Genomic DNA, 20,899 nt, shown 5'->3' on the forward strand with positions numbered 1-20,899 from the left:
CAGTGTAATGGAAAAATACATTCCCAGGTTAAGAAAACACTACGAAGAAAATGTGGTGCCTGCATTAAAAAAACAGTTTAGTTTTAAGTCGAGCATGCAAGTGCCGCGGCTAAAGAAAATTGCAATCAACCAGGGCGTTGGTGCGGCTACTGCCGACAAGAAACTGATTGATACCTCCATATCAGAAATATCTGCTATTGCAGGACAACGTGCTGTTTCTACCAAATCAAAAAAGGATATTTCCAATTTCAAGTTGAGAGTAAACACACCCATTGGCGTGCGCGTTACGCTTCGCGGAGAACGGATGTACGAATTTCTTGACCGGTTTATATCAGTTGCTTTGCCGCGGGTTCGCGATTTTAAAGGCGTGAATGATAAAAGTTTTGATGGCAGGGGCAATTATACGCTGGGTGTAACGGAGCACATTATTTTTCCGGAAATTGACATCGATAAAATTACCAAGATGAATGGTATGGATATCACTTTTGTAACCAGCACCAACGACGACAACGAAGCAAAAGCATTGCTCACAGAGCTTGGTATTCCTTTCAAAAAAGATAAATAAGCAAATGGCAAAAGAATCAGTAAAAGCAAGAGAAAGAAAGCGTGCACGCATGACAGCTAAATATGCTGAAAAGCGTAAGGCGTTGAAAGCGGCAGGTGATTATGCTGCACTGGATAAGCTCCCGAAAAATGCTTCGCCGGTCCGTATGCATAACCGTTGTCAGATTACCGGCCGTCCGAAAGGATACATTGGCCAATTTGGGATTTCAAGGATCAAGTTCCGGGAACTGGCCTTAAATGGCAAGATTCCGGGCGTAACCAAAGCTTCCTGGTAAGTCTTATTAAACAAACTACTCACTACTAACTACTCACAACTCATAATGGTAACCGATCCGATAGCTGACTACCTCACCCGCATGCGTAATGCATTGAGTGCAAATCATCGAATTGTAGAGATTCCTTCATCCAACCTGAAGAAACGTCTGACTGAAATTTTGTATGATAAAGGATACATTCTTAAATACAAGTTTGAAGACAGCGATCACGGAAGTGGTGTCATCAAAATTGCATTGAAGTATAACCAGGTTACGAAACAGCCTGCCATCCGTTCTTTGCGCAGAGTAAGTCGCCCGGGATTGAGAAGATACAAGGGTGCTGAGGAATTGCCAAAAGTGATGAATGGATTGGGTATTGCCGTTATTTCAACTTCAAAAGGGTTGATGACTGATAAAGAAGCAAAGACGCAGAAGATAGGTGGAGAAGTGCTTTGTTACATTTTCTAAATAAAAGAGAGAATAGAATCAATAAGATTTTGAAACATTAGAATGGATCGTTGTTTAGAAATAAATACAACGGATAACATTCAGAATACTTTAAAAAATTAGTTCATAACCAGAAATAATCAATCATGTCACGCATAGGAAAAATGCCGGTTGCTTTGCCCAAAGGAGTTACATTCTCTGTTTCTCCTGCCAATGAAGTAACGGTTAAAGGTCCGAAGGGGCAACTGACTCAGAAGGTGGATGCCGATATCACTTTCACTACAGAAGAAGGTCAGGTAGTCGTAAACCGGCCCACCAATCAGAAGCGTCACAAAGCGTTGCATGGTTTATACCGTGCGTTGCTGGCCAACATGATGAAAGGTGTTACTGATGGATATGAAAAGAAACTGGAACTGGTAGGTGTCGGTTTCCGTGCTACGGTTACAGGCCAGTTGTTAGAATTGTCGGTTGGTTTTTCTCACCCGGTCATGTTTTCACTTCCCAAAGAAATTAAGGCATCAGCTGAACAACTGAAGGGTCAGAATCCGATCATCACGCTTCAAAGCTACGACAAGCAGTTACTCGGTCAGTTGGCAGCAAAGATTCGCGAAGTAAGAAAACCAGAGCCATACAAAGGCAAGGGTATTAAATACAAGGATGAGATTTTACGTCGTAAGGCTGGTAAGTCTGCAGCAACTGGAGCTAAATAAGAAATTAAAAAATGAACTACGGCAACTTCCGTGGTCGCTGGTAAAACAAATAAAATGGTTAGAAAGGAAGCAAGAAGAGAAAAGATTCGCAGAAGGATTCGTAAGAAACTTTCCGGAACAAAAGAAAGACCCCGTCTTTCTGTATATCGCAGTAACAGTGAAATCTATGTGCAGATCGTAGATGATTCGCAGGGTCATACTTTAGCAGCAGCCTCTTCACGCGATATGAAAGACCTTAAAGGCACCAAGATTGAAAAATCAAAAGAAGTTGGTAAGGCAATAGCTTCGAAAGCAATTGAAGCCGGCATTTCCAATGTATTGTTCGATCGCGGAGGCTATCTCTATCATGGTCGTGTGAAAGCGGTGGCAGAGGGTGCCCGTGAAGGAGGATTGCAGTTTTAACAAAGAAGCGAAAGCTTACATCAGGTAACAAGAAATTAGAAATACAAAAATGGCGCAAGCAAACATTCAAAGGGTAAAAGCAAGCGAACTTGATCTCAAGGACAAGGTGGTGAATATCCAACGGGTTGCGAAAGTGACCAAAGGTGGTAGAACATTCAGTTTTTCTGCGCTGGTAGTAGTTGGAGATGGCAACGGTATTGTTGGTCAGGGATTGGGAAAAGCGCGTGAAGTGCAGGAAGCAATTACCAAAGGCATTGATGATGCAAAGAAAAACCTCGTGAAGGTGCCGATTTACAAAGGGACGATTCCGCATGAGCAAATTGCAAAATTCAGCGCATCCAAAGTCTGGATCAAGCCGGCTTCACATGGAACAGGTGTAATTGCAGGTGGTGCCATGCGTGCGGTACTGGAGAGTGCGGGAGTTACAGACGTGTTAGCCAAATCATTGGGCTCAACTAATCCTCATAATGTAGTAAAGGCAACCATAAAGGCATTATCACTGGTAAGAGATCCATTGGTTATTTCCCAAACAAGGAACATCAATTTAAACAAAGTCTTTAATGGTTAGTTTGCCCGGAGATTTTTCCGGAAAAAATTGAGCGGCTGAACTGTGGAGTAGACTACTCATCAAATCACCCAACTGAAACAATAACAATGGCAAAAATCAAAATCATCCAGGTAAAAAGTGCAATCGACCGGCCGGAGCGTCAGAAGAGAACGATTGTAGCGTTGGGTATCCGCAAACTGAATGTTCCGGTGGTTAAGGAAGACTCCGTCCAGATTCAGGGAATGCTGACGAAGGTGAAACATTTAGTGACTATTGAAAAAATCTAAGTATGAATCTCAGTAATCTTAAACCAGCCAAAGGGTCGGTAAAAAAAGTTAAGCGTATTGGTCGCGGGCAGGGCAGTGGTCATGGTGGAACTTCTACGCGTGGTAACAAAGGTGCCGGCTCAAGAAGTGGCAACAAGAGCAAAAGAGGCTTCGAAGGAGGTCAGATGCCATTACAACGCCGGTTGCCAAAGTTTGGATTTAAAAATCCTTTTCGCAAAGAGTTTGAAGTAATTAATCTGGGTCGCTTGCAGGAATATGTAGACAAGTATAATCTCACAGCAATCACCCATGAAATATTGCTGGAACATGGAATCATTACCAAAAAAGACAAGGTGAAGATTCTTGGAACCGGCGAATTAAAGGCAAAGCTCGATGTAAAAGTAAATGCGGTTAGCGAAGCGGCTAAGAAAGCCATTGAAGCTACCGGTGGTACAGTTAACCTTGTTTAATCAGGTACATGAAACGTTTCATTCAGACCATACAGAATATTTGGAAAATTGAAGACCTGCGTCAAAGAATACTTTATACGCTCGGTCTTATTTTCGTTTACAGAGTAGGTTCATACATTGTACTTCCCGGTGTTGATCCTGCTCAGCTTGCATCCGTTACTTCTCAAGGTGCCAAAGGTATTTTTGGGTTGCTCGATATTTTCGCCGGTGGCGCATTTTCGCGGGCATCCATTTTCGCTTTGGGTATCATGCCGTACATCTCAGCATCCATCGTGATGCAATTGGTCACTTTGGCCGTCCCTACTTTTCAGAAAATGCAGAAAGAGGGCGAAAGCGGACGTCGGAAAATCAATAATATTACCCGTTGGCTGACTGTAGCTATTACTGCTGCCCAGGCATCCGGATATGTAGTTTACCTGAAGAGCGGAATAGGTGCCAATGTAGTGAGTGGTGTTAATCCCGGTTTGTTCTGGTTTTCATCTTTGGTGATACTTACTGCAGGTACCATCTTTATTATGTGGATGGGTGAAAAAATTACTGACCGTGGCATTGGAAATGGTATTTCGTTATTAATCATGATCGGAATTATTGCTCGTTTGCCATTTGCTTTCCTTGCAGAATTCGATAGCCGCCTGAATGAAGGTGGAGGTTTAGTCTCTTTTCTTCTGGAACTTGCCTTGTTGTTGGCTGTAATTGTAGTGGTGATACTGCTGGTGCAGGGAACACGAAAAATTCCTGTTCAATATGCCAAGCGCGTTGTTGGGAATAAGCAATACGGAGGAGTAAGACAGTATATTCCTTTGAAGGTGAATGCTGCCGGTGTAATGCCTATCATCTTTGCTCAGGCATTGATGTTTATTCCTGCAACAGTTGCACAGTTTTTTCCTGATTCGGCAGCAATGCAGGGCGCCACTTCCTTTACTGATCCTGGTTCTTTCTGGTATAACCTGGTGGACTTGTTGTTGATTGTGATTTTTACCTATTTCTACACTGCCATTATTGTGAATCCGGTTCAAATGGCTGATGATATGAAGCGAAATGGTGGCTTTATTCCCGGTGTAAAACCTGGCAAACAGACCGCCAATTTCATTGATACAGTAATGTCAAGAATCACATTGCCAGGTGCTTTGTTCCTTGCTTTTGTAGCTATCATGCCCTCATTCGCAAGAGCATTTGGTGTAAACAGCCAGTGGGCAAATTTTTACGGAGGCACTTCATTGCTCATTATGGTGGGTGTTATTCTGGATACACTTCAACAAATTGAAAGTCATTTGCTGATGCGTCATTACGACGGACTGATGAAATCGGGACGAATTAAAGGCAGGACAACAGCAGTAAGTGCTTAGATAAGGAATGATTTATTACAAGACACCGGAAGAGATTGAGCGCATCCGACAAAGTTCTTTGCTTGTTTCAAGAACTTTAGCTGAAGTGGCAAAGCACATTAAGCCTGGAACGACAACGATCAGTCTTGATAAATTGGCTGATCAGTTTATCAGGGATCATGGTGGAATTCCTGCTTTCCTGGGTTACCGAGGTTTTCCGAATTCAGCCTGTATTTCAGTAAATGAAGCAGTGGTTCATGGAATTCCCGGTGAAACGGTGCTGAAGGAAGGTGATATTGTTTCTGTCGATTTGGGAGTGGTGTTGGATGGATTCTACGGTGACAGTGCTTATACTTTCCCGGTAGGTGAAATAAGTGAAGCAAAGCAAAGATTGCTCAATATTACCAGACAATCTTTGGAAATGGGAATACAGCAAGCATGGATTGGTAAAAGAATCGGAGATATTGCTGCAACAATTCAGGAGTTTGTTGAAAAGAATGGCTATTCAGTGGTTAGAGAGTTGGTTGGTCATGGTGTTGGCAAGAAGTTGCACGAAGATCCGGAAGTGCCAAATTATGGAAGACGCGGTTCTGGTGCCAAACTGCAGGAAGGTTTGGTGATAGCAATTGAACCAATGGTGAACATGGGCAAGAAGAATGTGATGCAGTCCAATGATGGTTGGACAATTTTTACGGAAGATCATAAACCGTCGGCGCATTTTGAACATACAATAGCCATTTCTAAAGACGGACCCGTAAAGCTTACCACTTTTGAGTTCATTGAAGAGGTTTCAAGTGTTGCTGTTTAAGTGGAGTTTCAGCGTGAAAGAAATCAAAAGAAGGTAATTCGATGAAAGGTTAAAAAATTGACGAATTAAAGCGATATTTGCACCCTCAAATTTTGAATGGCTAAACAAGATCTTATTAAACAGGACGGCACGATCACGGAATCGTTATCAAATGCCATGTTTCGCGTCCGCCTTGAAAATGGCCACGAGATTATTGCAACTATTTCAGGAAAAATGCGCATGCACTACATCCGCATTTTGCCAGGTGATAAAGTGACAGTTGAAATGTCGCCATACGATTTGACAAGAGGGAGAATTACCTACCGGTTTAAGTAGGATAGATTTAGCGGAAAGAACACAATTTAATTTCAGGAAAGCATAAAAAATAACCGATGAAAGTCAGAGCATCCATTAAAAGAAGAAGCGCGGATTGTAAAATTGTGCGCAGGAAAGGTAAACTGTATGTGATTAACAAGAAAAACCCACGCTACAAACAGCGCCAGGGATAAGCTGTTTTTCACAATACGAAATGAGACCGGCAATAATTAAACGAAACAAACTTCAAGATTAATAATACAACATGGCGAGAATTTCTGGTGTTGATTTACCAAAGAATAAACAGGGATATGTAGGCCTTGCCTACCTTTTTGGCATTGGCCAGTCGGCTGCGAAAAAGATTCTGCTGGAAGCAGGAGTAGACATTGCCAAAAAGGTAAAGGACTGGGACGACAATGAGTTGAACTCTATCCGTACGATTATTAACAACGATTGGAAGGTGGAAGGTGCTTTACGTTCTGAAGTGCAGTTGAACATCAAACGTTTAATGGATATTGGCTGCTATCGTGGCATCCGCCATCGTAAAGGATTACCTACAAGAGGTCAACGCACGAGAACCAATTCCAGAACAAGAAAGGGTAAACGTAAAACAGTGGCTGGCAAGAAGAAAACACCGGCTAAGAAATAGAAGGAGTTGCGTAATACAGAATTTACAACGCGCATAAATCAGTAAAAGAATTAACCACAATGGCTGAAACAAAGAAGACCACCAAGAAACGCAGTATTAAGGCAGAACCGGAAGGACATGTGCATATCCAGGCTAGCTTTAACAATATCATTATCACATTCACCAACAAGACGGGACAAGTAATTTCATGGTCGTCGGCAGGTAAGATTGGTTTTAAGGGGTCTAAAAAGAATACCCCTTACGCTGCTCAGCTTGCAGCTCAGGATGCGGCAAAGGTTGCACATGATTCGGGTATGCGCAAAGTGGAAGTGTTTGTAAAGGGTCCGGGCTCAGGTCGTGAGTCAGCGATACGTTCTATTTCTTCATCAGGCATTGATGTTACTTTAATCAGGGACATTACGCCATTGCCACACAACGGTTGCAGACCGGCAAAGAAAAGGAGAGTTTAGAGATTGCAACTTTTATTTCATACCATTCCAGTTAACAAGATATCACACACCATACAAAAGTAACATGGCAAGATTCACCGGTTCAAAAGCTAAAGTAAACAGGAGATTTGGAGAACCTATCATGGGTTATACCAAGTCATTGGAAAAGAAAAGTTATCCGCCCGGCATGCACGGTCAGTCGCGTAAGAAGAAACAATCTTCAGAGTACGCTACGCAATTGAAGGAGAAGCAAAAGGCGAAAATGACGTATGGTTTGCTCGAACGTCAGTTTGCCCGTTTTTATTCAGAGGCTGTTCGAAAAAAAGGTGTAACGGGTGAAAACTTGTTAAAATTACTGGAAGCTCGTCTCGACAATACTGTATTCCGTCTTGGTGTAGCGCCAACGCGTCGTGCAGCCCGTCAATTGGTGGCGCATAAGCATATCACAGTTAATGGAAGAGTTGCGGGGATTCCATCATTGGTACTACGGGTAGGTGATGTAATCAGCATCAAGGAAAAATCAAAAGGTTTGCCTGCCATCACACAAGCACTTGGAAATCGTGAATCAAAATATCCATGGCTTGAATGGAACAGCGACACGATGAAAGGCATTTTTCTGGCGATGCCTGAAAAAGATCAGATACCGGAAAATATCCACGAACAATTGATTGTGGAATTGTATTCTAAGTAGAATAGTGAATGCTCAATCACTTTTCAGCTTGAAGCGAAAATTTTAAATTTTAAACTTAAACTCAAAACAAATAATGGCCTTACTCACTTTTCAAAAGCCTGACAAGATCGTTCTTCAAAAAGCAACTGATTTTGAAGGTTTATTTGAATTCCGTCCGTTGGAACCCGGCTTTGGTGTTACCATCGGAAATGCTTTGCGGAGAGTGCTTCTTTCTTCGCTGGAAGGATATGCCATCACCGCAGTTCGCATCAGTGGCGTGGATCATGAATTTTCAACTATTAAAGGTGTGATTGAAGATGTTACCGAGATTATTCTCAACATCAAACAAATCAGGCTCAAGAAAACAACCGAAGAAGATCTGCAACAGGAAAAAATTCTTATTTCCATAAAAAACAAGGATGATTTCCGCGCTGGTGATATTGAAAAAGCTTCTTCTAATTTCAGAATCATGAATCCGGATCTGGTGATCTGCAGAATGGAACGCAGTGTGAAGCTCGACATGGAGATCATCGTTCAGAAAGGACGTGGTTACGTGCCTGCTGAAGAGAATGAAGTGAAGGATGCACCTATCGGAACTATTGCAACTGATGCTATTTTCACACCTATTAAGAATGTGAAATATGCAGTAGAAAATACCCGTGTGGAACAGAAGACTGATTATGAGAAGCTGATCATGGAAATTACTACTGACGGCACTATTCATCCTGAAGAAGCCATTAAGGAAGCTGCGCGTATTCTGATTCAACACCTGATGTTGATTTCAGATGAGAACATCACATTCGACAGTAAGGAAAAGAAAGAAGATGATGTGGTTGATGAGCACATCCTGCACATGCGCAAATTGCTCAAGACTCCACTGGAAGATCTTGACTTATCTGTTCGTGCTTACAATTGTCTGAAGGCTGCCAAGATCAGTTCGCTTTCTGAATTGGTGAAGTATGATACGAATGAACTTTTGAAGTTCCGCAACTTCGGACGCAAATCATTGATGGAAATTGAAGCGTTAATTAATGAGAAGGGACTTCATTTTGGAATGGACCTTTCGAAGTTTAAGCTGGAAGATTGAATCAAGAATAAATACTGACAAGATCCGCCCGCTTTTTTGTAGTAAGCTGATTTTACAGGAATACCTAATAATCCCATGAGACACCAGAATAAGATTAACAAACTTAGCAGAACCAGCCAGCACCGAGGTGCTATGCTGAGTAATATGGCAACGTCGCTGATCCTGCATAAGCACATTACGACAACCACCGCAAAAGCAAAAGTGTTGCGCCGCTACGTGGAACCGCTGATTACACGTGCGAAGGAAAACAGCACGCATAACAGAAGAATGGTATTCAGTGTTTTGAGGAGCAAGGAAGCAGTAGATCAACTCTTCGGTGACGTGGCTGAGAAAATTGCAAATCGTCCAGGTGGCTATACGAGGATCATCAAGATTGGTAGCCGCGCAGGCGACAATGCTGATATGGCATTGATTGAATTGGTGGATTACAGTCTGCTCAATGGTGCTGTATCAGCAACGGCCACTGCAACGGAAGCTGCGCCTAAGAAGCGCACCCGCAGAGGAAGTGCAAAACCAGCAGGTGCAAAAACAGAATCTAAGACTGTTGATACTAAGAAGAGCGAGAAAAAAACTTCAACAAAAACTACCAATACACCTAAAATCCGCCAGCGAAAATCCGGCGGTGCTTAGTAGTATTTATCTTCTAAAAAGTGAATCGCCCGATTTGAAAAAGTCGGGCGATTTTTTTTGCGCTGTTGCATCTTGATAATGCTTCCTTATTTCGAAGCTATTTGTGGACCTACCAGTTCACCTTCCCATTTACTTACCACTGCAGTAGCAACTGCGTTCCCGATTACATTAGTACAAGCTCGGCCCATATCCAGTAGCCAATCAATAGCCAGTAATAGCGTAAGACCTTCTGCAGGAATGTGAAAGATCTGTAACATGCTCGCAATAACCACCAACGAAGCCCGTGGCACTCCGGCCATGCCTTTGCTTGAAATTAAGAGTATCAGCATCATAGATACCTGTTGTGCGAAGGAGATTTCCATCCCATAAGCCTGTGCAATAGAAATGGTGGCGAAGATCATGTACATGATGGAACCATCAAGATTGAATGAATAACCAAGCGGTAAAACAAAACTTACAATCCGGTTAGAGCATCCAAAACGTTCCAGGCCTAATATCGTTTTTGGCATCGCCGCTTCAGAACTTGAAGTTGTAAATGCCAGCAACATAGGTTCCCGCACATGAGAAAGCAATGAGAAAAAGTTTATCCGCATGATTAGGCAGATGGCATATAAAATCACAAAAACAAAAACAATCAATCCGCAGAAAAAGGAAACGATGATGGTAAGGTAACCTTCCAGCACACTCAGCCCCTTTTCTGTTATTACCGCGGTAATTGCACCAAACACACCCAATGGTGCCAGTTTCATTACATAAGATGTAACCTTAAGCATCGCATGTGAAACTGAATCGAAAAACTCTATAATGATTTTGCCTTTATCATGAATGGCAGCTGTTGCAATGCCAAAGAATATCGCAAATATGATAATGGGTAAAATCTGGTTGCGTGCCATGGAATCAAATACGCTTTCCGGAAATATATGAGTGATGAATTCCCGTGCATCGAATGCTTTGGATTCTACTCCATTGTTTGCAACCTGCTGTAGGTTAAGCGCTTTTCCCGGCTCCACCACATTTACGATGATCAAGCCAACCACCATGGCCAGCAAAGCCGCAAAGGTGAAGTAGGCAATTGTTTTTAAACCGATTCTTCCGACAGATTTAAAATCTCCCACTTTCGCAATGCCGACAAGCAACAATGAAAACACAAGCGGGGCAATGATCATTTTAATCAGCCGGAGAAAAATATCGCTGAAAAGCTGAACGCCATGTGCAAATGACTTAAGGTCTTCCGGATCCGTATGAGTGCTTCTGTATGCCTGGCCAATAACAATTCCCAAGATCATGCCTATCATGATCTGGGCGGTAAGGTTTATTTTTTTAAACATAATGCAGATTGAGTTCGGCTCGGAAACTAAGGATAATTTTTCAGAAGCCGGACTGATTTAAAATAGAGTGTTCGGGAGATTTTCCTGATTGATAAGTTCACTTTAGAAGGATTAAGGAATTGGTTGCCGGGCAGGCGTACGAAGAATTGAAAGGCTGTTTAACATTTGACCTCCATCTTACCACTCACCATCAAATGTTGGTTCCATATATTAGTAAGGTAAAACAATACATACATTTACTTAACGCAGTTGATCTGAAGAGATTTGTAAAATGTTCTTCTGCAAAAGTAAAAGGCACCTTTCGAGTGCCTTTTATAATTCCGGGTAATCCTATTACTATCAATGTTGTGATACGTTGCCGGATCCTGAAACATCCTTCCGCATTGTTTTAGGAATTCCGTGATATCGGACATCACCACTTCCACTCAATTCTGCATTCAATGTTTCGCAAATTCCTACATCAATATTTCCGGACCCTGCATTTGATACGGAAATGGTACCCCCATTAAGTTCACCTGCTGAAATATCGCCCGAACCATTATTTTCAAATAAAACCTCTGTCGCCATTCCACTCAGTTGTCTTATGCTTCCCGATCCTTTGTTTTGCATCCAGAGTTTTGTTGCAGCAATGGTGGAAAGTTTAATGCTGCCGGAACCGTCCAGTAAAGCAGAAATTAACCGGCTGGTTAATTTTATTCCATCGTAATCTCCTGATCCGCGAATTTCAATCAATGCACTTTCTGTAATGACTTCATTATGACTAATTTGACCCGAACCCTCTAACTGAACATTCATCTTTCCTGCCGAAACGTTCATGAGTTTAATTCTCCCTGAGCCGGCTACGCTCACAGCTAAAAAGTTACTCGAGATATCTGTTTGTGCAATTATATCACCTGAACCATTTACCTCCAATCCATTGGGTCTTGGTAAGCTCACGTAAATTTTAACGGTTGGAGAGTAGCCTATCGTGTATTTGTTTTTGTTCTGTATTATAAGTGTGTTCTCGGAAACCTCGGTAGTTATCTTATCAATAATTTCAACCGGAGCCTCAATTACCACACGGAACTCATCTGCCTGCTTAAGATAAATGGTTCCACTCATTTTCAAATTAATGAAACTAAAATTCGAAAGCGCTCGGGTCTGAGACGAAGATTTTCCGGTAGTGACTTGCTGAGAATGTGCGGGCTTCTCCAATGAAAGAAGGAGGAACAACAGGTTTCCAAACAGAAGTATTTTTTTCATAATTGTTTTTTAACGGGTTTTGTAAATGTAGAAAGTATTAATGTTGAATCACTTTTCCTGAGCCGGTGACGTTCTTTTTTATGCTTGATGCATTTCCATTGTAAAAAATAGTACCACTACCGGTTATGGTGGCATCAATGGAAGCAGGAGTGCCTGCCGAAATATTACCTGATCCGGTAGTAGTTGCGCTCGTATTCGTACACATTAATTTATCAGCATCAATTTTACCTGAACCATTCACTTCCATTTCTGCCATGTTAGCTTGACCACCTAATTCCAAAATGCCACCTGATCCGTTTATCGATGCGGTAAGATTCTCCACTTTAATATTCCTGGTTTTTATGTTACCGGAACCGTTTACTTCCAGTGCAAGGTTTTTACTATTGAGTTCCGTTATTACAGTAATTGTACCTGATCCGTTTAACTCAAGACCTGTTACATCAGGCAATTTGATGTAAATCTGCAATGCTTTTTCTGAAGCAGAAGGCCATTTATTCTCTCTATACCTGATCAATAATCGATCACCTTTTAACTCTGTAATCAATTCGTCAAGAAGTTCCTTAGGGCCTTCCAGTTGAACTAAAAATTCTTCTGATTGACTTACCGTCAGCATAGCAGGCACATTGAGAACGACACTTGAAAATCCAGATAAATTTCTGTTTTCTATAGCCGTATTTGATTGAGCTCCCGAATGAAAAGAAATGGAAAGAAGCCAAACAAAAAGGGATGTTTTTATGAATAAGACGTTCATGCGTAAATTTTTTATTTTGAAATGAGACTGTGTGGCGAATGAAACCGATAAATGTTACACGTCACCCATTAATTATTTGCCAGAGTGTAGCATACTGTAATATGACATTGTTTCTTAAAGGAACATCTTGAATTATCAAACGACCAGTTGGAACGGCTGTCATTGATCATGAATTAAAACTTACCGGTGACATTGGTATAATCCGGTTAATACGTTGACTTGGAAGGAAATGTGTATTTCCTGTGGAGTAATGAATAGTTATAAACATGTTGATTAATTCTTTGCTTTTGTGTTAAATTCATTACCAAATTGTGCATTTAGTTAATGTTTTTGTTATAATTTAGAGACTTCAATTTTTCAGAATGGTGCTTAAAAATTACCTTAATTGGTTGGTACTTTTTCTGCTGATTGTAATAGGTGTTTTTCCATATTACACAAGCGGACAGCAAATCAGCCCCGGAAATGTAGCAGCAACAGTTGACAGATATAAATCTGCATTTCCTGTTCTTCCCAAAAAATATTTATTCAATGTTTCTTCTTTGCGAAGAGCTGAGGAAGACAATATATTGAAAGATTATACCAGGATAAATCTAGATAAGAATGCATTAAAGAATTGTCTGGAAGAAGCTCCAGGTGGAATAGAACTGACTGTTCCTTATAAGAATTCAGATATCGAATTAGAACTTGTAAAGGCAAATCTTTTTACTGATGATTTTAAAGTGGTTACGGATGGTTCAGGTGGCTTATCCGTTGCATACCAACCTGGAATCTACTATAGCGGTACCATAAAAGGTGAACCATCTTCCATAGCTACATTTTCATTTTTTAAAGACGAGGTAATCGGAATGATTTCATCTTCAGACGGTAATATTGTGATTGGGAAACTTCTAAACGGCAATTTGCAAACTGATGAATATATCATTTACGCTGATCGTGATTTCAAAATTCCACATTCGAATAGCTGTTCAACATATGATGATCCCGCCTACGCAACCCAACTCGCACAATTACTTGATAATGCCGGAACTATCAGAACCAATAACTGTGTGAGGATGTATTATGAAGCTGATTATGCAATTTACCAGAATAACGGTATCAATTTAACTACTACTGTTAACTGGATAACTGCTGTGCATAATAATGTTGCAACCCTTTACAGCAACGACAATATAAAGACAGCGATCTCTGAAATATTTGTGTGGACGCAAGATGATCCTTTCAATGCCACCTCAGCAGTTACTCAGTTAAACACATTTAAAAGTTTCAGGGCTTCATTTAATGGTGATATAGGTCAGTTGTTAACTATGGAGCCCGGTACGCTCGGTGGTGTTGCTTCCGCAATAAATGGCTTATGTAATTCGGATAACAAATATTGCTACAGTGATGTGGATTTAGCTTTCTCCACTGTTCCTGCATATTCGTGGACGGTAAATGTGGTTGCACATGAATTCGGACATCTGCTGGGAGCCTACCATACGCATAATTGTAATTGGCCTGGTGGTGCAATTGATAATTGCGGACCGCTGATCGGTTTTCCTAATGAAGGTGGCACTTGTCCTTTAGGACCAGCGCCTGTTGATGGTGGCACTATTATGAGCTATTGTCACCTGACCACTTTTGGTATTAATTTTAATAAGGGCTTTGGTCTGCTTCCCGGCGATGCGATCCGCGCGGCTGTTGATGCCTCAAGTTGCCTCAGTTCATCCTGTGTTCCGAATCCTCCGTCTTACTGTCTTTCTAAAGGACAATCGACGAGTGGAGAATGGATAGAGTCTGTGGTGCTGACCACAATGAATTTAGAGTCCGGAGCAGGTACCGGTTATTCCGATTTCACAAACCATATTGCTAACCTTAGTTCTGGAACTACTGTTTCAATTGCATTGACACCCGGATATGCAGGCACTAATTATGATGAAACGTTTACAGTTTGGATTGACTACAATAAAGATTTCGATTTCCTGGATGCTAATGAGAAAGTGTTCCAATCTCAACCTGTCAGTGGCGCTATTACCGGTACTTTTGCTGTTCCCATGGGATTGGCCGGCAATACAAGGATGCGCGTTTCTATGAAGTTTGATTCTGCGGCCAGCACCTGCGAATCATTTAAATATGGAGAGGTGGAAGATTATACAGTTTCATTTACTCCGTTGATCAACTATTGCAGTTCTTTTGGCAGCAAAACAGATCGGGAATGGATAGACTATGTTAAGTGTGGTGCTATTGAGCGTACTTCTGCTGCAGATAATGGTTATTATGATGGGACTTTGATATTTACCTCAGTTGCACTTAATTCAGAGAATATCCTTTCCTTCAGCGCAGGTTATTCTGATTTACGTTTCGTCGAATCGTGGAGGGCGTGGATCGACTTTAACGGCAACGGTGTATTTGAAAATAACGAGACTATCTTAAAAAAGAGTGCAAATAATAAGGGCATCATCTCCAAAAACTTCAAAGTACCAGCTTCTGCTTTTATAGGCAAAACAAGGATGAGGATTTCAATGAAAAGGGGTGATGCGCAGACTTCATGTGATACTTTTTTGCATGGTGAGGTAGAAGACTATTCCATACAAATAGTTCCATTGAATATCGGACCCTCTCTAAATGATGCTCCGGTTTCGGTTAATGTATCTGTGTATCCTAATCCGGCCAGTAATGAAATTACCATACATTTTGACGTGTTGCCAACTTCCGGCCAGGTGAAGTTGTTCAATCTTATGGGTCAGCTAACTGAGGTGCGAAAAATTACGGACGGGTCAGAAGATTTAAAAATTGATGTGAGTTCGCTTATTCCTGGCATATATATTTTGCAGGTTGAAATTCCTGGTAAAAATCCGACAACCATAAAATGGGTGAAAGAGTAAGTATCAAGATTGAAATGGTATTGGAATATTTATGTACAGGTTAATGAAATTCGGTTTATAAATACCACGTTACGAATTTGTATTTAATTCCTTTCTCATTCGCCTGTCGCTTATCCATAAAATTGCCGGAATTAATAAAAAGCACATTCCTCCAAGTGCCGGCGCTTGAAAAGCTGCGAAAATAAGTGAGCAAATACCAATGCATGAATTGAAGAAAGCACCGCGCAATTCCTTCTTTGTTACAGCCCTTTCATATTGATTTAGTCCTAACAAATCACGGCGGTACCAGGCAATTTCATAAAGCGCAAGAAACAGCAACCAGATTACAGCATATCCTGAACTATAAATCATAACCAGGCTTGGAAAGTCATTCGCATTAATTACAACTTCACTGCCTGCTCTTGGAAAATAATTGGTGTGAGTAAGCATAGAAAGTAATAGTGAGAATAGAAATTTTAGCGGATAAACGTAAAACAATATGACCACCAGGAGCAGAATATTCAACCAGATTACCAGCGAATCATTAAAGCCATAGCGGCGGAAATAACGGTCCTGCGCCTTCCAAAATAAGGTGACCAAAAAAACTGTGGCGATAAAAGGAAGAAAATTTTGAAGAATTATCAACAACTCTTTAAAAGTTTGCGGCACTTCCAATGACATGATCAGCAAGGAAATTGAAAAAGCAAAAATGGCATCGCTGAATGTTTCGATCCGGCGTATTTCTTTACCACGCTGATGAAACTTAAAAAGGCGCTGGTTGAAAAGTTTTTTACGAATCATACCCTGTGAAATTGCTGGTTAACGATTTTCTGTCATATGATTTCCATCATGATTTTTTTTCCTGTGGCCTTCTTTTACACACTTATATCACTAAGTAATCACGAATAACATCTTGAAAAATGACTTTGAAATTTGGAATTCAATTAGGTTACGAAGTCGAATTTATTCCTGAAACGAAAATGCAGAGTTGGAATAATTGCAGAGAAATTATTTTCTATTTAAGATGATACATCATCTTTACTTATTCATTTCATAATATTTCTGGAATTTTTTATCGAGCTTTTTAATGCGGCTATCCCAGTTTTGTTGCTGACGGACATAATACGGAAAAGGATCATGTAAAGGTCTAAGGTCCTCATTGAGTATCACCAGGGCATTGTCGATTAAACCGTGTTGTGCAGTTTCCTGCCCGTCAATCAATTCGTCACTTGCAACCTTCGTTTCCAATGTGCCTAACTCAGCCACTAAGAAGAAGTCAGTTGCCGGTTTTATTGCCGTATCTATCTGAAGATTATTGTCCAGAAAAATGGCTGATCGCCTGCCCTCAACAAAAGCAAATGTCGAATCATAGGAGATAAAATACACGGGGCAAAATTTAAAATGTTTACTAAAAGCGTTCATAATCACGGAATTTATTTCAGCCTGCTGATAACGAATCTGGTTTGCTCCGTTTGGATTATCCGCCTTAAGAAGTGCATTTATAGCTTTTGTTTTGAAGTTAAGTCGCATAACCAAAGCACCTTGCTTTAAGTTCTTAATGTAGTAGCTGCCATATTCTTTACCGTGCAGAGCTGATGGCTCCTGTAATTGCGCAAAGGAAAATAGTTGCGTCATTAACAAGGTGGTTAGTAAGACTATGGTTTTCTTCATTCTTTTTATAGCAGTTTAAGTCATCTCAAAATTATCGTTTCTTTCAAGATTCATAAAATCGACTGGTGCCCTTTTATTACGTAGGCGAAGTTTCTCTATTCACGTTCAAACATATTAACAGTCTTCCAGCACATAAAAGGTTTTAATTTTAACTTCCATCATCAAAACCTACTTTTGCATTTCTTATAAATCACTTTTACTCCTGAAAAATTCATTCATAAAATATACTGAACCATGACACTTTTCGAGAAGCACAAGGATGCGCTGGACCGCGCTGTACAAGCGATTCATGAACGCATGTTCTATACAGCATTTCCGGAGCATCCGAAAGCTTATGGAGAGGAAGCGCCTTCAGAAGGGGCTGCAGTGTATAAAAATTATGAAGGCAGAAAGTTTGAGCTTCCTTCACAGGGAATACCAACTGATTGGAAAGGTGAGGAAATATCGCCTTATACACGTAAACCACTGAATGTTTCTTACCCGATTTATGAAGTTGAAGATCTCATTATAAATGCAAGACATGCTTTTGAATCCTGGAAGAATGCAACGCCTGCTGACAGAGCAGGTTTACTGATGGAATCGTTGGAAAAAATAAAAGCGCACTTCTTCGACATTGCTTTGGCTACTCAACATACCACCGGCCAATCGTGGATGATGTCGTTTCAGGCATCAGGTCCGCATGCTGCAGATCGTGCATTGGAAACCATAGCATTGGGATATCATGAGCAGGTTCGGTTTCCTGAAAGAGTAGTTTGGGAAAAACCAATGGGCAAATTTTCGGTGAAGCTTGAAAAAACATACCTGCCGAAGGCCAAAGGAATCGGATTGGTGATTGGCTGCTCTACTTTTCCGGTATGGAACAGTTTGCCCGGTTTATATGCGAGTCTCGTAACCGGAAATGCGGTGATTGTGAAGCCTCATCCAAAAGCAATCTTGCCGATTGCGATTTGTGTGGCTGCTATTCAGCAAACATTGACAGAAAATGGTTTTGATGCAAACACGGTGCAATTGGCAGCAGATACTTCTGTCAATCAAAATACAAAAGAACTTGCGATGCATCCTGCGATAAAGCTGATTGATTACACCGGCAGCACTTCTTTTGGTAACTATATCGAATCAATTCCAGGCAAGACTGTATTTACCGAAAAGGCCGGTGTGAATTCAGTGATACTAGATTCTGTAAAAGAACTGGAACCTGTTTTACAAAATCTTGCGTTTTCAGTTTCACTCTACAGCGGACAAATGTGCACGGCACCTCAGAATTTTTTTATTCCTGAATTGGTGAAGGTGGGTGATGACTTTCTCTCTTTTGATGAAGTGGTAGCGAAGCTGAAAGAGAGCATGAGTGGGTTGGTGAATAATCCAAAAATGGGAGCAGGCGTATTAGGAGCTGTTCAAAGTGAGCAGACAGAAGAGAGAGCGAACAAGGCAGGTGGTGTTGGTGGAAAATTATGGCTCACATCGGTTGCTGTGAAGAATGAAGAATTTGAAAACTCAAGAACGGTATCACCTGTTTTGCTGGAAGTGCAGGCAACTGATACTGCATTATTCGAAAGTGAATTATTTGGACCCATTGCTATTGCCATCAGAACAAAAAATACAGAAGAGTCCATAGCGCTCGCAAAAGAACTTGCCGTGAAACAAGGTGCTATCACTTGTGCTGCTTATACTACCGATGATACAGTGATGAAAATGATTACGGATGAAATGGAAGAAGTATTCACTCCGGTAACATTCAATCTCACCGGTCCCATTTGGGTCAATCAGCATGCGGCCTTCTCCGACTTTCATGTTACGGGTGGAAACCCTGCTGGCAATGCCTCCTTCACCAATCCGGAGTTTGTGATTAAGCGGTTTGTATGGGTGGGGAGCAGGAAGATGGTATAAATAATTTAGACTTGATCGTTAGCCTATTAAAACTTTCTACTTTCTTTTTACCATATAAACCTTCATTCCATTCGCATCATTGGTAAGCACTTCAAATTCATTTTCAAGTGAGCGGAATAATTCTGCCAGTGATTTAAAACCGTAAGTTCGATGATCGAAACTTGGATCGAGCTTTCGTAATCCCAAACCAATTTCTGAGAGGTAAGCAGTTTCATTATCGCCGACTACCATGTTAAAAGCTCTGTTCAGGATATTGAGATCATGTTTGGAAGCGGATTTATTGAGTACCGTATATTTTATTTTTTGTTTGGTATGCGGTGTCTTTTCAGCTTCTTCTTCTGCCAGCAATGTTTCGCAAAAAGTAAAGCTGTCGCAGGAATGCACAAAAGCCTTTGGTGTTTTTTGTTCGCCAATTCCCAATACAAAAATGCCTTCTTCGCGGATGCGTTTGGCAAGGCCGGTATAATCACTGTCGCTGGAAACAATACAGAAACCATCTACCAGTTTACTGTGTAAAATATCCATGGCATCAATAATCAATGCACTGTCGGTAGAATTTTTTCCAGTGGTGTAAGAAAATTTTTGAATAGGGCTTATGGCATTTTCATTCAATACATTTTTCCAACCGTTCATGGATTGTTGCGTCCAGTCGCCATACACACGGCGGATGGTCACCTTGCCATACTTGGAGGCTTCAGTTAGAATTAATGCAATCAGTTTCGGTTGTGCGTTGTCGCCATCAATCAGCATGGCCATTCGCAGGTTGGTTACTTCACTCATGTTTAAAGAAAGTTTTAGAAATCATTGGAAGCAATTTATTTCGATATAGTGTAAAACGAAAATCCGTTTTAAAATATAGCTAAAGGTAAGTGAATATTATCGACACAATAAACAACTTCACGTTACATCACATAAGCCAGCCTGAAGGAAAGCACATTGTTATACATGCCCCTGTTATTGAAATTGCTGGAGTCGCGATGTCCCATAGGAACTATGGAATAAGCAAAACGCAAATTCAATCGAAAATGATCAGAGATCAGATAATTGCCATTGGCAATAGCGCAAATATCATCGCGATCAAAATCATCTGAAGTTGGTTGCGCAAGTTGATCAACATATTCTTTATTTCTGACCAGTCTTCCGTAAGAAACACCTAACCCAAAATTCACTGCAGACTTTTCCTGGAAATTAAAGAGCAGGGGAATTTCAGCATAATCGAGGTTTACTTTATATTCTGTCGGAATACCGGGATAGGTACGGCTTTTAGCTCCTTTTTGACTGTAAAGAATTTCCATGCTAAAGAAGAATCTTTTGGAAACAGGAATTTCAGCCAAAAAACCGCCATTAAGTCCGAGCTTATGATAACCTGCAAAATCATCACCATCTACCTGGCAGGCATTCAGTCCTAAAACTGCACCGCCGCGAAACCGAAGTTCCGTTTTGTCGGCATCCTGTGACCTTGCCGCTGTATAAAAGCAAGTCATGAAAACCACGAATAAAAATTTCAGCAGTATGCTTTTATCCATTGTGAATATCGTACCGGAGCAAACTGAATTGTAACGTTTATCTTTGTCCGGATTTTTTCGCTGAGGCAAACCTAAAGCAATTCAATGCAATTAACAAGGCAAT

Annotated in this window: 26 protein-coding genes; 19 read left to right on the forward strand and 7 right to left on the reverse strand. The window is 41.0% G+C overall.

Annotation, left to right across the window (positions count from 1 at the left end; all coding sequences use genetic code 11):
* Positions 1–19 precede the first annotated feature (19 nt).
* The 17 genes from rplE to rplQ all read left to right on the forward strand — a co-directional run bounded on the left by rplE (position 20) and on the right by rplQ (position 9,551).
* Positions 20–565 (forward strand): 50S ribosomal protein L5, encoded by a 546-nt coding sequence (gene rplE, locus IPO83_01135; protein ID MBK9729889.1) that lies wholly within the window; start codon positions 20–22, stop codon positions 563–565.
* 4 nt (positions 566–569) lie between these two features.
* Positions 570–839 carry a 30S ribosomal protein S14 gene (gene rpsN, locus IPO83_01140; GenBank protein MBK9729890.1) on the forward strand — a complete coding sequence of 90 codons (270 nt, stop codon included), beginning with the start codon at positions 570–572 and terminating at the stop codon, positions 837–839.
* Between the two features lie 45 nt (positions 840–884).
* On the forward strand, positions 885–1,286 hold the full coding sequence (gene rpsH, locus IPO83_01145; protein ID MBK9729891.1) for a 30S ribosomal protein S8: 402 nt from the start codon (positions 885–887) through the stop codon (positions 1,284–1,286).
* Between the two features lie 125 nt (positions 1,287–1,411).
* A complete protein-coding gene (gene rplF, locus IPO83_01150) occupies positions 1,412–1,975 on the forward strand; it encodes a 50S ribosomal protein L6 (GenBank protein MBK9729892.1) in 564 nt (187 codons plus the stop codon).
* A 54-nt stretch (positions 1,976–2,029) separates the two neighbouring features.
* Entirely contained in the window at positions 2,030–2,377 is a 348-nt protein-coding gene (locus tag IPO83_01155; protein MBK9729893.1) for a 50S ribosomal protein L18, read from the forward strand.
* A 49-nt stretch (positions 2,378–2,426) separates the two neighbouring features.
* Positions 2,427–2,945 (forward strand): 30S ribosomal protein S5, encoded by a 519-nt coding sequence (gene rpsE, locus IPO83_01160; GenBank protein ID MBK9729894.1) that lies wholly within the window; start codon positions 2,427–2,429, stop codon positions 2,943–2,945.
* Positions 2,946–3,031: 86 nt separating this feature from the next.
* Entirely contained in the window at positions 3,032–3,211 is a 180-nt protein-coding gene (rpmD, locus tag IPO83_01165) for a 50S ribosomal protein L30 (GenBank protein MBK9729895.1), read from the forward strand.
* Between the two features lie 2 nt (positions 3,212–3,213).
* On the forward strand, positions 3,214–3,660 hold the full coding sequence (rplO, locus tag IPO83_01170) for a 50S ribosomal protein L15 (protein ID MBK9729896.1): 447 nt from the start codon (positions 3,214–3,216) through the stop codon (positions 3,658–3,660).
* 8 nt (positions 3,661–3,668) lie between these two features.
* Positions 3,669–5,006, forward strand: a complete 1,338-nt coding sequence (gene secY / locus IPO83_01175; GenBank protein MBK9729897.1) for a preprotein translocase subunit SecY — start codon at positions 3,669–3,671, stop codon at positions 5,004–5,006.
* A 7-nt stretch (positions 5,007–5,013) separates the two neighbouring features.
* A complete protein-coding gene (gene map / locus IPO83_01180; protein MBK9729898.1) occupies positions 5,014–5,793 on the forward strand; it encodes a type I methionyl aminopeptidase in 780 nt (259 codons plus the stop codon).
* 96 nt (positions 5,794–5,889) lie between these two features.
* Positions 5,890–6,108 (forward strand): translation initiation factor IF-1, encoded by a 219-nt coding sequence (gene infA, locus IPO83_01185; GenBank protein ID MBK9729899.1) that lies wholly within the window; start codon positions 5,890–5,892, stop codon positions 6,106–6,108.
* A 56-nt stretch (positions 6,109–6,164) separates the two neighbouring features.
* Positions 6,165–6,281 (forward strand): 50S ribosomal protein L36, encoded by a 117-nt coding sequence (gene rpmJ / locus IPO83_01190; protein ID MBK9729900.1) that lies wholly within the window; start codon positions 6,165–6,167, stop codon positions 6,279–6,281.
* 71 nt (positions 6,282–6,352) lie between these two features.
* Positions 6,353–6,736 carry a 30S ribosomal protein S13 gene (gene rpsM, locus IPO83_01195; protein MBK9729901.1) on the forward strand — a complete coding sequence of 128 codons (384 nt, stop codon included), beginning with the start codon at positions 6,353–6,355 and terminating at the stop codon, positions 6,734–6,736.
* 59 nt (positions 6,737–6,795) lie between these two features.
* Positions 6,796–7,185, forward strand: a complete 390-nt coding sequence (gene rpsK, locus IPO83_01200; GenBank protein MBK9729902.1) for a 30S ribosomal protein S11 — start codon at positions 6,796–6,798, stop codon at positions 7,183–7,185.
* 64 nt (positions 7,186–7,249) lie between these two features.
* Positions 7,250–7,855, forward strand: a complete 606-nt coding sequence (gene rpsD, locus IPO83_01205; GenBank protein ID MBK9729903.1) for a 30S ribosomal protein S4 — start codon at positions 7,250–7,252, stop codon at positions 7,853–7,855.
* 73 nt (positions 7,856–7,928) lie between these two features.
* Positions 7,929–8,921, forward strand: coding sequence for a DNA-directed RNA polymerase subunit alpha (locus IPO83_01210; protein MBK9729904.1), 993 nt, complete (start codon positions 7,929–7,931; stop codon positions 8,919–8,921).
* A 75-nt stretch (positions 8,922–8,996) separates the two neighbouring features.
* Positions 8,997–9,551 carry a 50S ribosomal protein L17 gene (rplQ, locus tag IPO83_01215; GenBank protein MBK9729905.1) on the forward strand — a complete coding sequence of 185 codons (555 nt, stop codon included), beginning with the start codon at positions 8,997–8,999 and terminating at the stop codon, positions 9,549–9,551.
* A gap of 86 nt (positions 9,552–9,637) precedes the next feature.
* On the opposite strand, the gene IPO83_01220 is transcribed toward rplQ, so the two are convergent.
* The 3 genes from IPO83_01220 to IPO83_01230 form a co-directional block, all read right to left on the reverse strand.
* Positions 9,638–10,879, reverse strand: coding sequence for a cation:dicarboxylase symporter family transporter (locus tag IPO83_01220; protein MBK9729906.1), 1,242 nt, complete (start codon positions 10,877–10,879; stop codon positions 9,638–9,640).
* Positions 10,880–11,218: 339 nt separating this feature from the next.
* A complete protein-coding gene (locus tag IPO83_01225) occupies positions 11,219–12,121 on the reverse strand; it encodes a DUF2807 domain-containing protein (protein ID MBK9729907.1) in 903 nt (300 codons plus the stop codon).
* Positions 12,122–12,158: 37 nt separating this feature from the next.
* Positions 12,159–12,872 carry a DUF2807 domain-containing protein gene (locus IPO83_01230; protein ID MBK9729908.1) on the reverse strand — a complete coding sequence of 238 codons (714 nt, stop codon included), beginning with the start codon at positions 12,870–12,872 and terminating at the stop codon, positions 12,159–12,161.
* 362 nt (positions 12,873–13,234) lie between these two features.
* Here IPO83_01230 and IPO83_01235 point away from each other — a divergent pair, with 362 nt between their 5' ends.
* Complete coding sequence (locus tag IPO83_01235; protein MBK9729909.1) at positions 13,235–15,733, forward strand: T9SS type A sorting domain-containing protein; 2,499 nt, start codon at positions 13,235–13,237, stop codon at positions 15,731–15,733.
* Between the two features lie 69 nt (positions 15,734–15,802).
* Here IPO83_01235 and IPO83_01240 read toward each other — a convergent pair whose 3' ends face one another.
* On the reverse strand, positions 15,803–16,513 hold the full coding sequence (locus IPO83_01240; protein MBK9729910.1) for a DUF1211 domain-containing protein: 711 nt from the start codon (positions 16,511–16,513) through the stop codon (positions 15,803–15,805).
* A 237-nt stretch (positions 16,514–16,750) separates the two neighbouring features.
* Complete coding sequence (locus IPO83_01245) at positions 16,751–17,383, reverse strand: hypothetical protein (GenBank protein ID MBK9729911.1); 633 nt, start codon at positions 17,381–17,383, stop codon at positions 16,751–16,753.
* 234 nt (positions 17,384–17,617) lie between these two features.
* Between IPO83_01245 and paaN the strand changes: the two genes are divergently transcribed.
* Entirely contained in the window at positions 17,618–19,270 is a 1,653-nt protein-coding gene (gene paaN / locus IPO83_01250; protein MBK9729912.1) for a phenylacetic acid degradation protein PaaN, read from the forward strand.
* A 36-nt stretch (positions 19,271–19,306) separates the two neighbouring features.
* On the opposite strand, the gene IPO83_01255 is transcribed toward paaN, so the two are convergent.
* Together IPO83_01255 and IPO83_01260 are read right to left on the reverse strand one after the other, a co-directional pair.
* Positions 19,307–20,050, reverse strand: coding sequence for an NYN domain-containing protein (locus IPO83_01255; GenBank protein ID MBK9729913.1), 744 nt, complete (start codon positions 20,048–20,050; stop codon positions 19,307–19,309).
* A gap of 122 nt (positions 20,051–20,172) precedes the next feature.
* Complete coding sequence (locus IPO83_01260) at positions 20,173–20,865, reverse strand: PorT family protein (GenBank protein MBK9729914.1); 693 nt, start codon at positions 20,863–20,865, stop codon at positions 20,173–20,175.
* Between the last annotated feature and the right edge of the window lie 34 nt (positions 20,866–20,899).

It is taken from the genome of Chitinophagaceae bacterium, assembly GCA_016717285.1.
In the GTDB taxonomy this organism is placed as follows: domain Bacteria; phylum Bacteroidota; class Bacteroidia; order Chitinophagales; family UBA10324; genus JACCZZ01.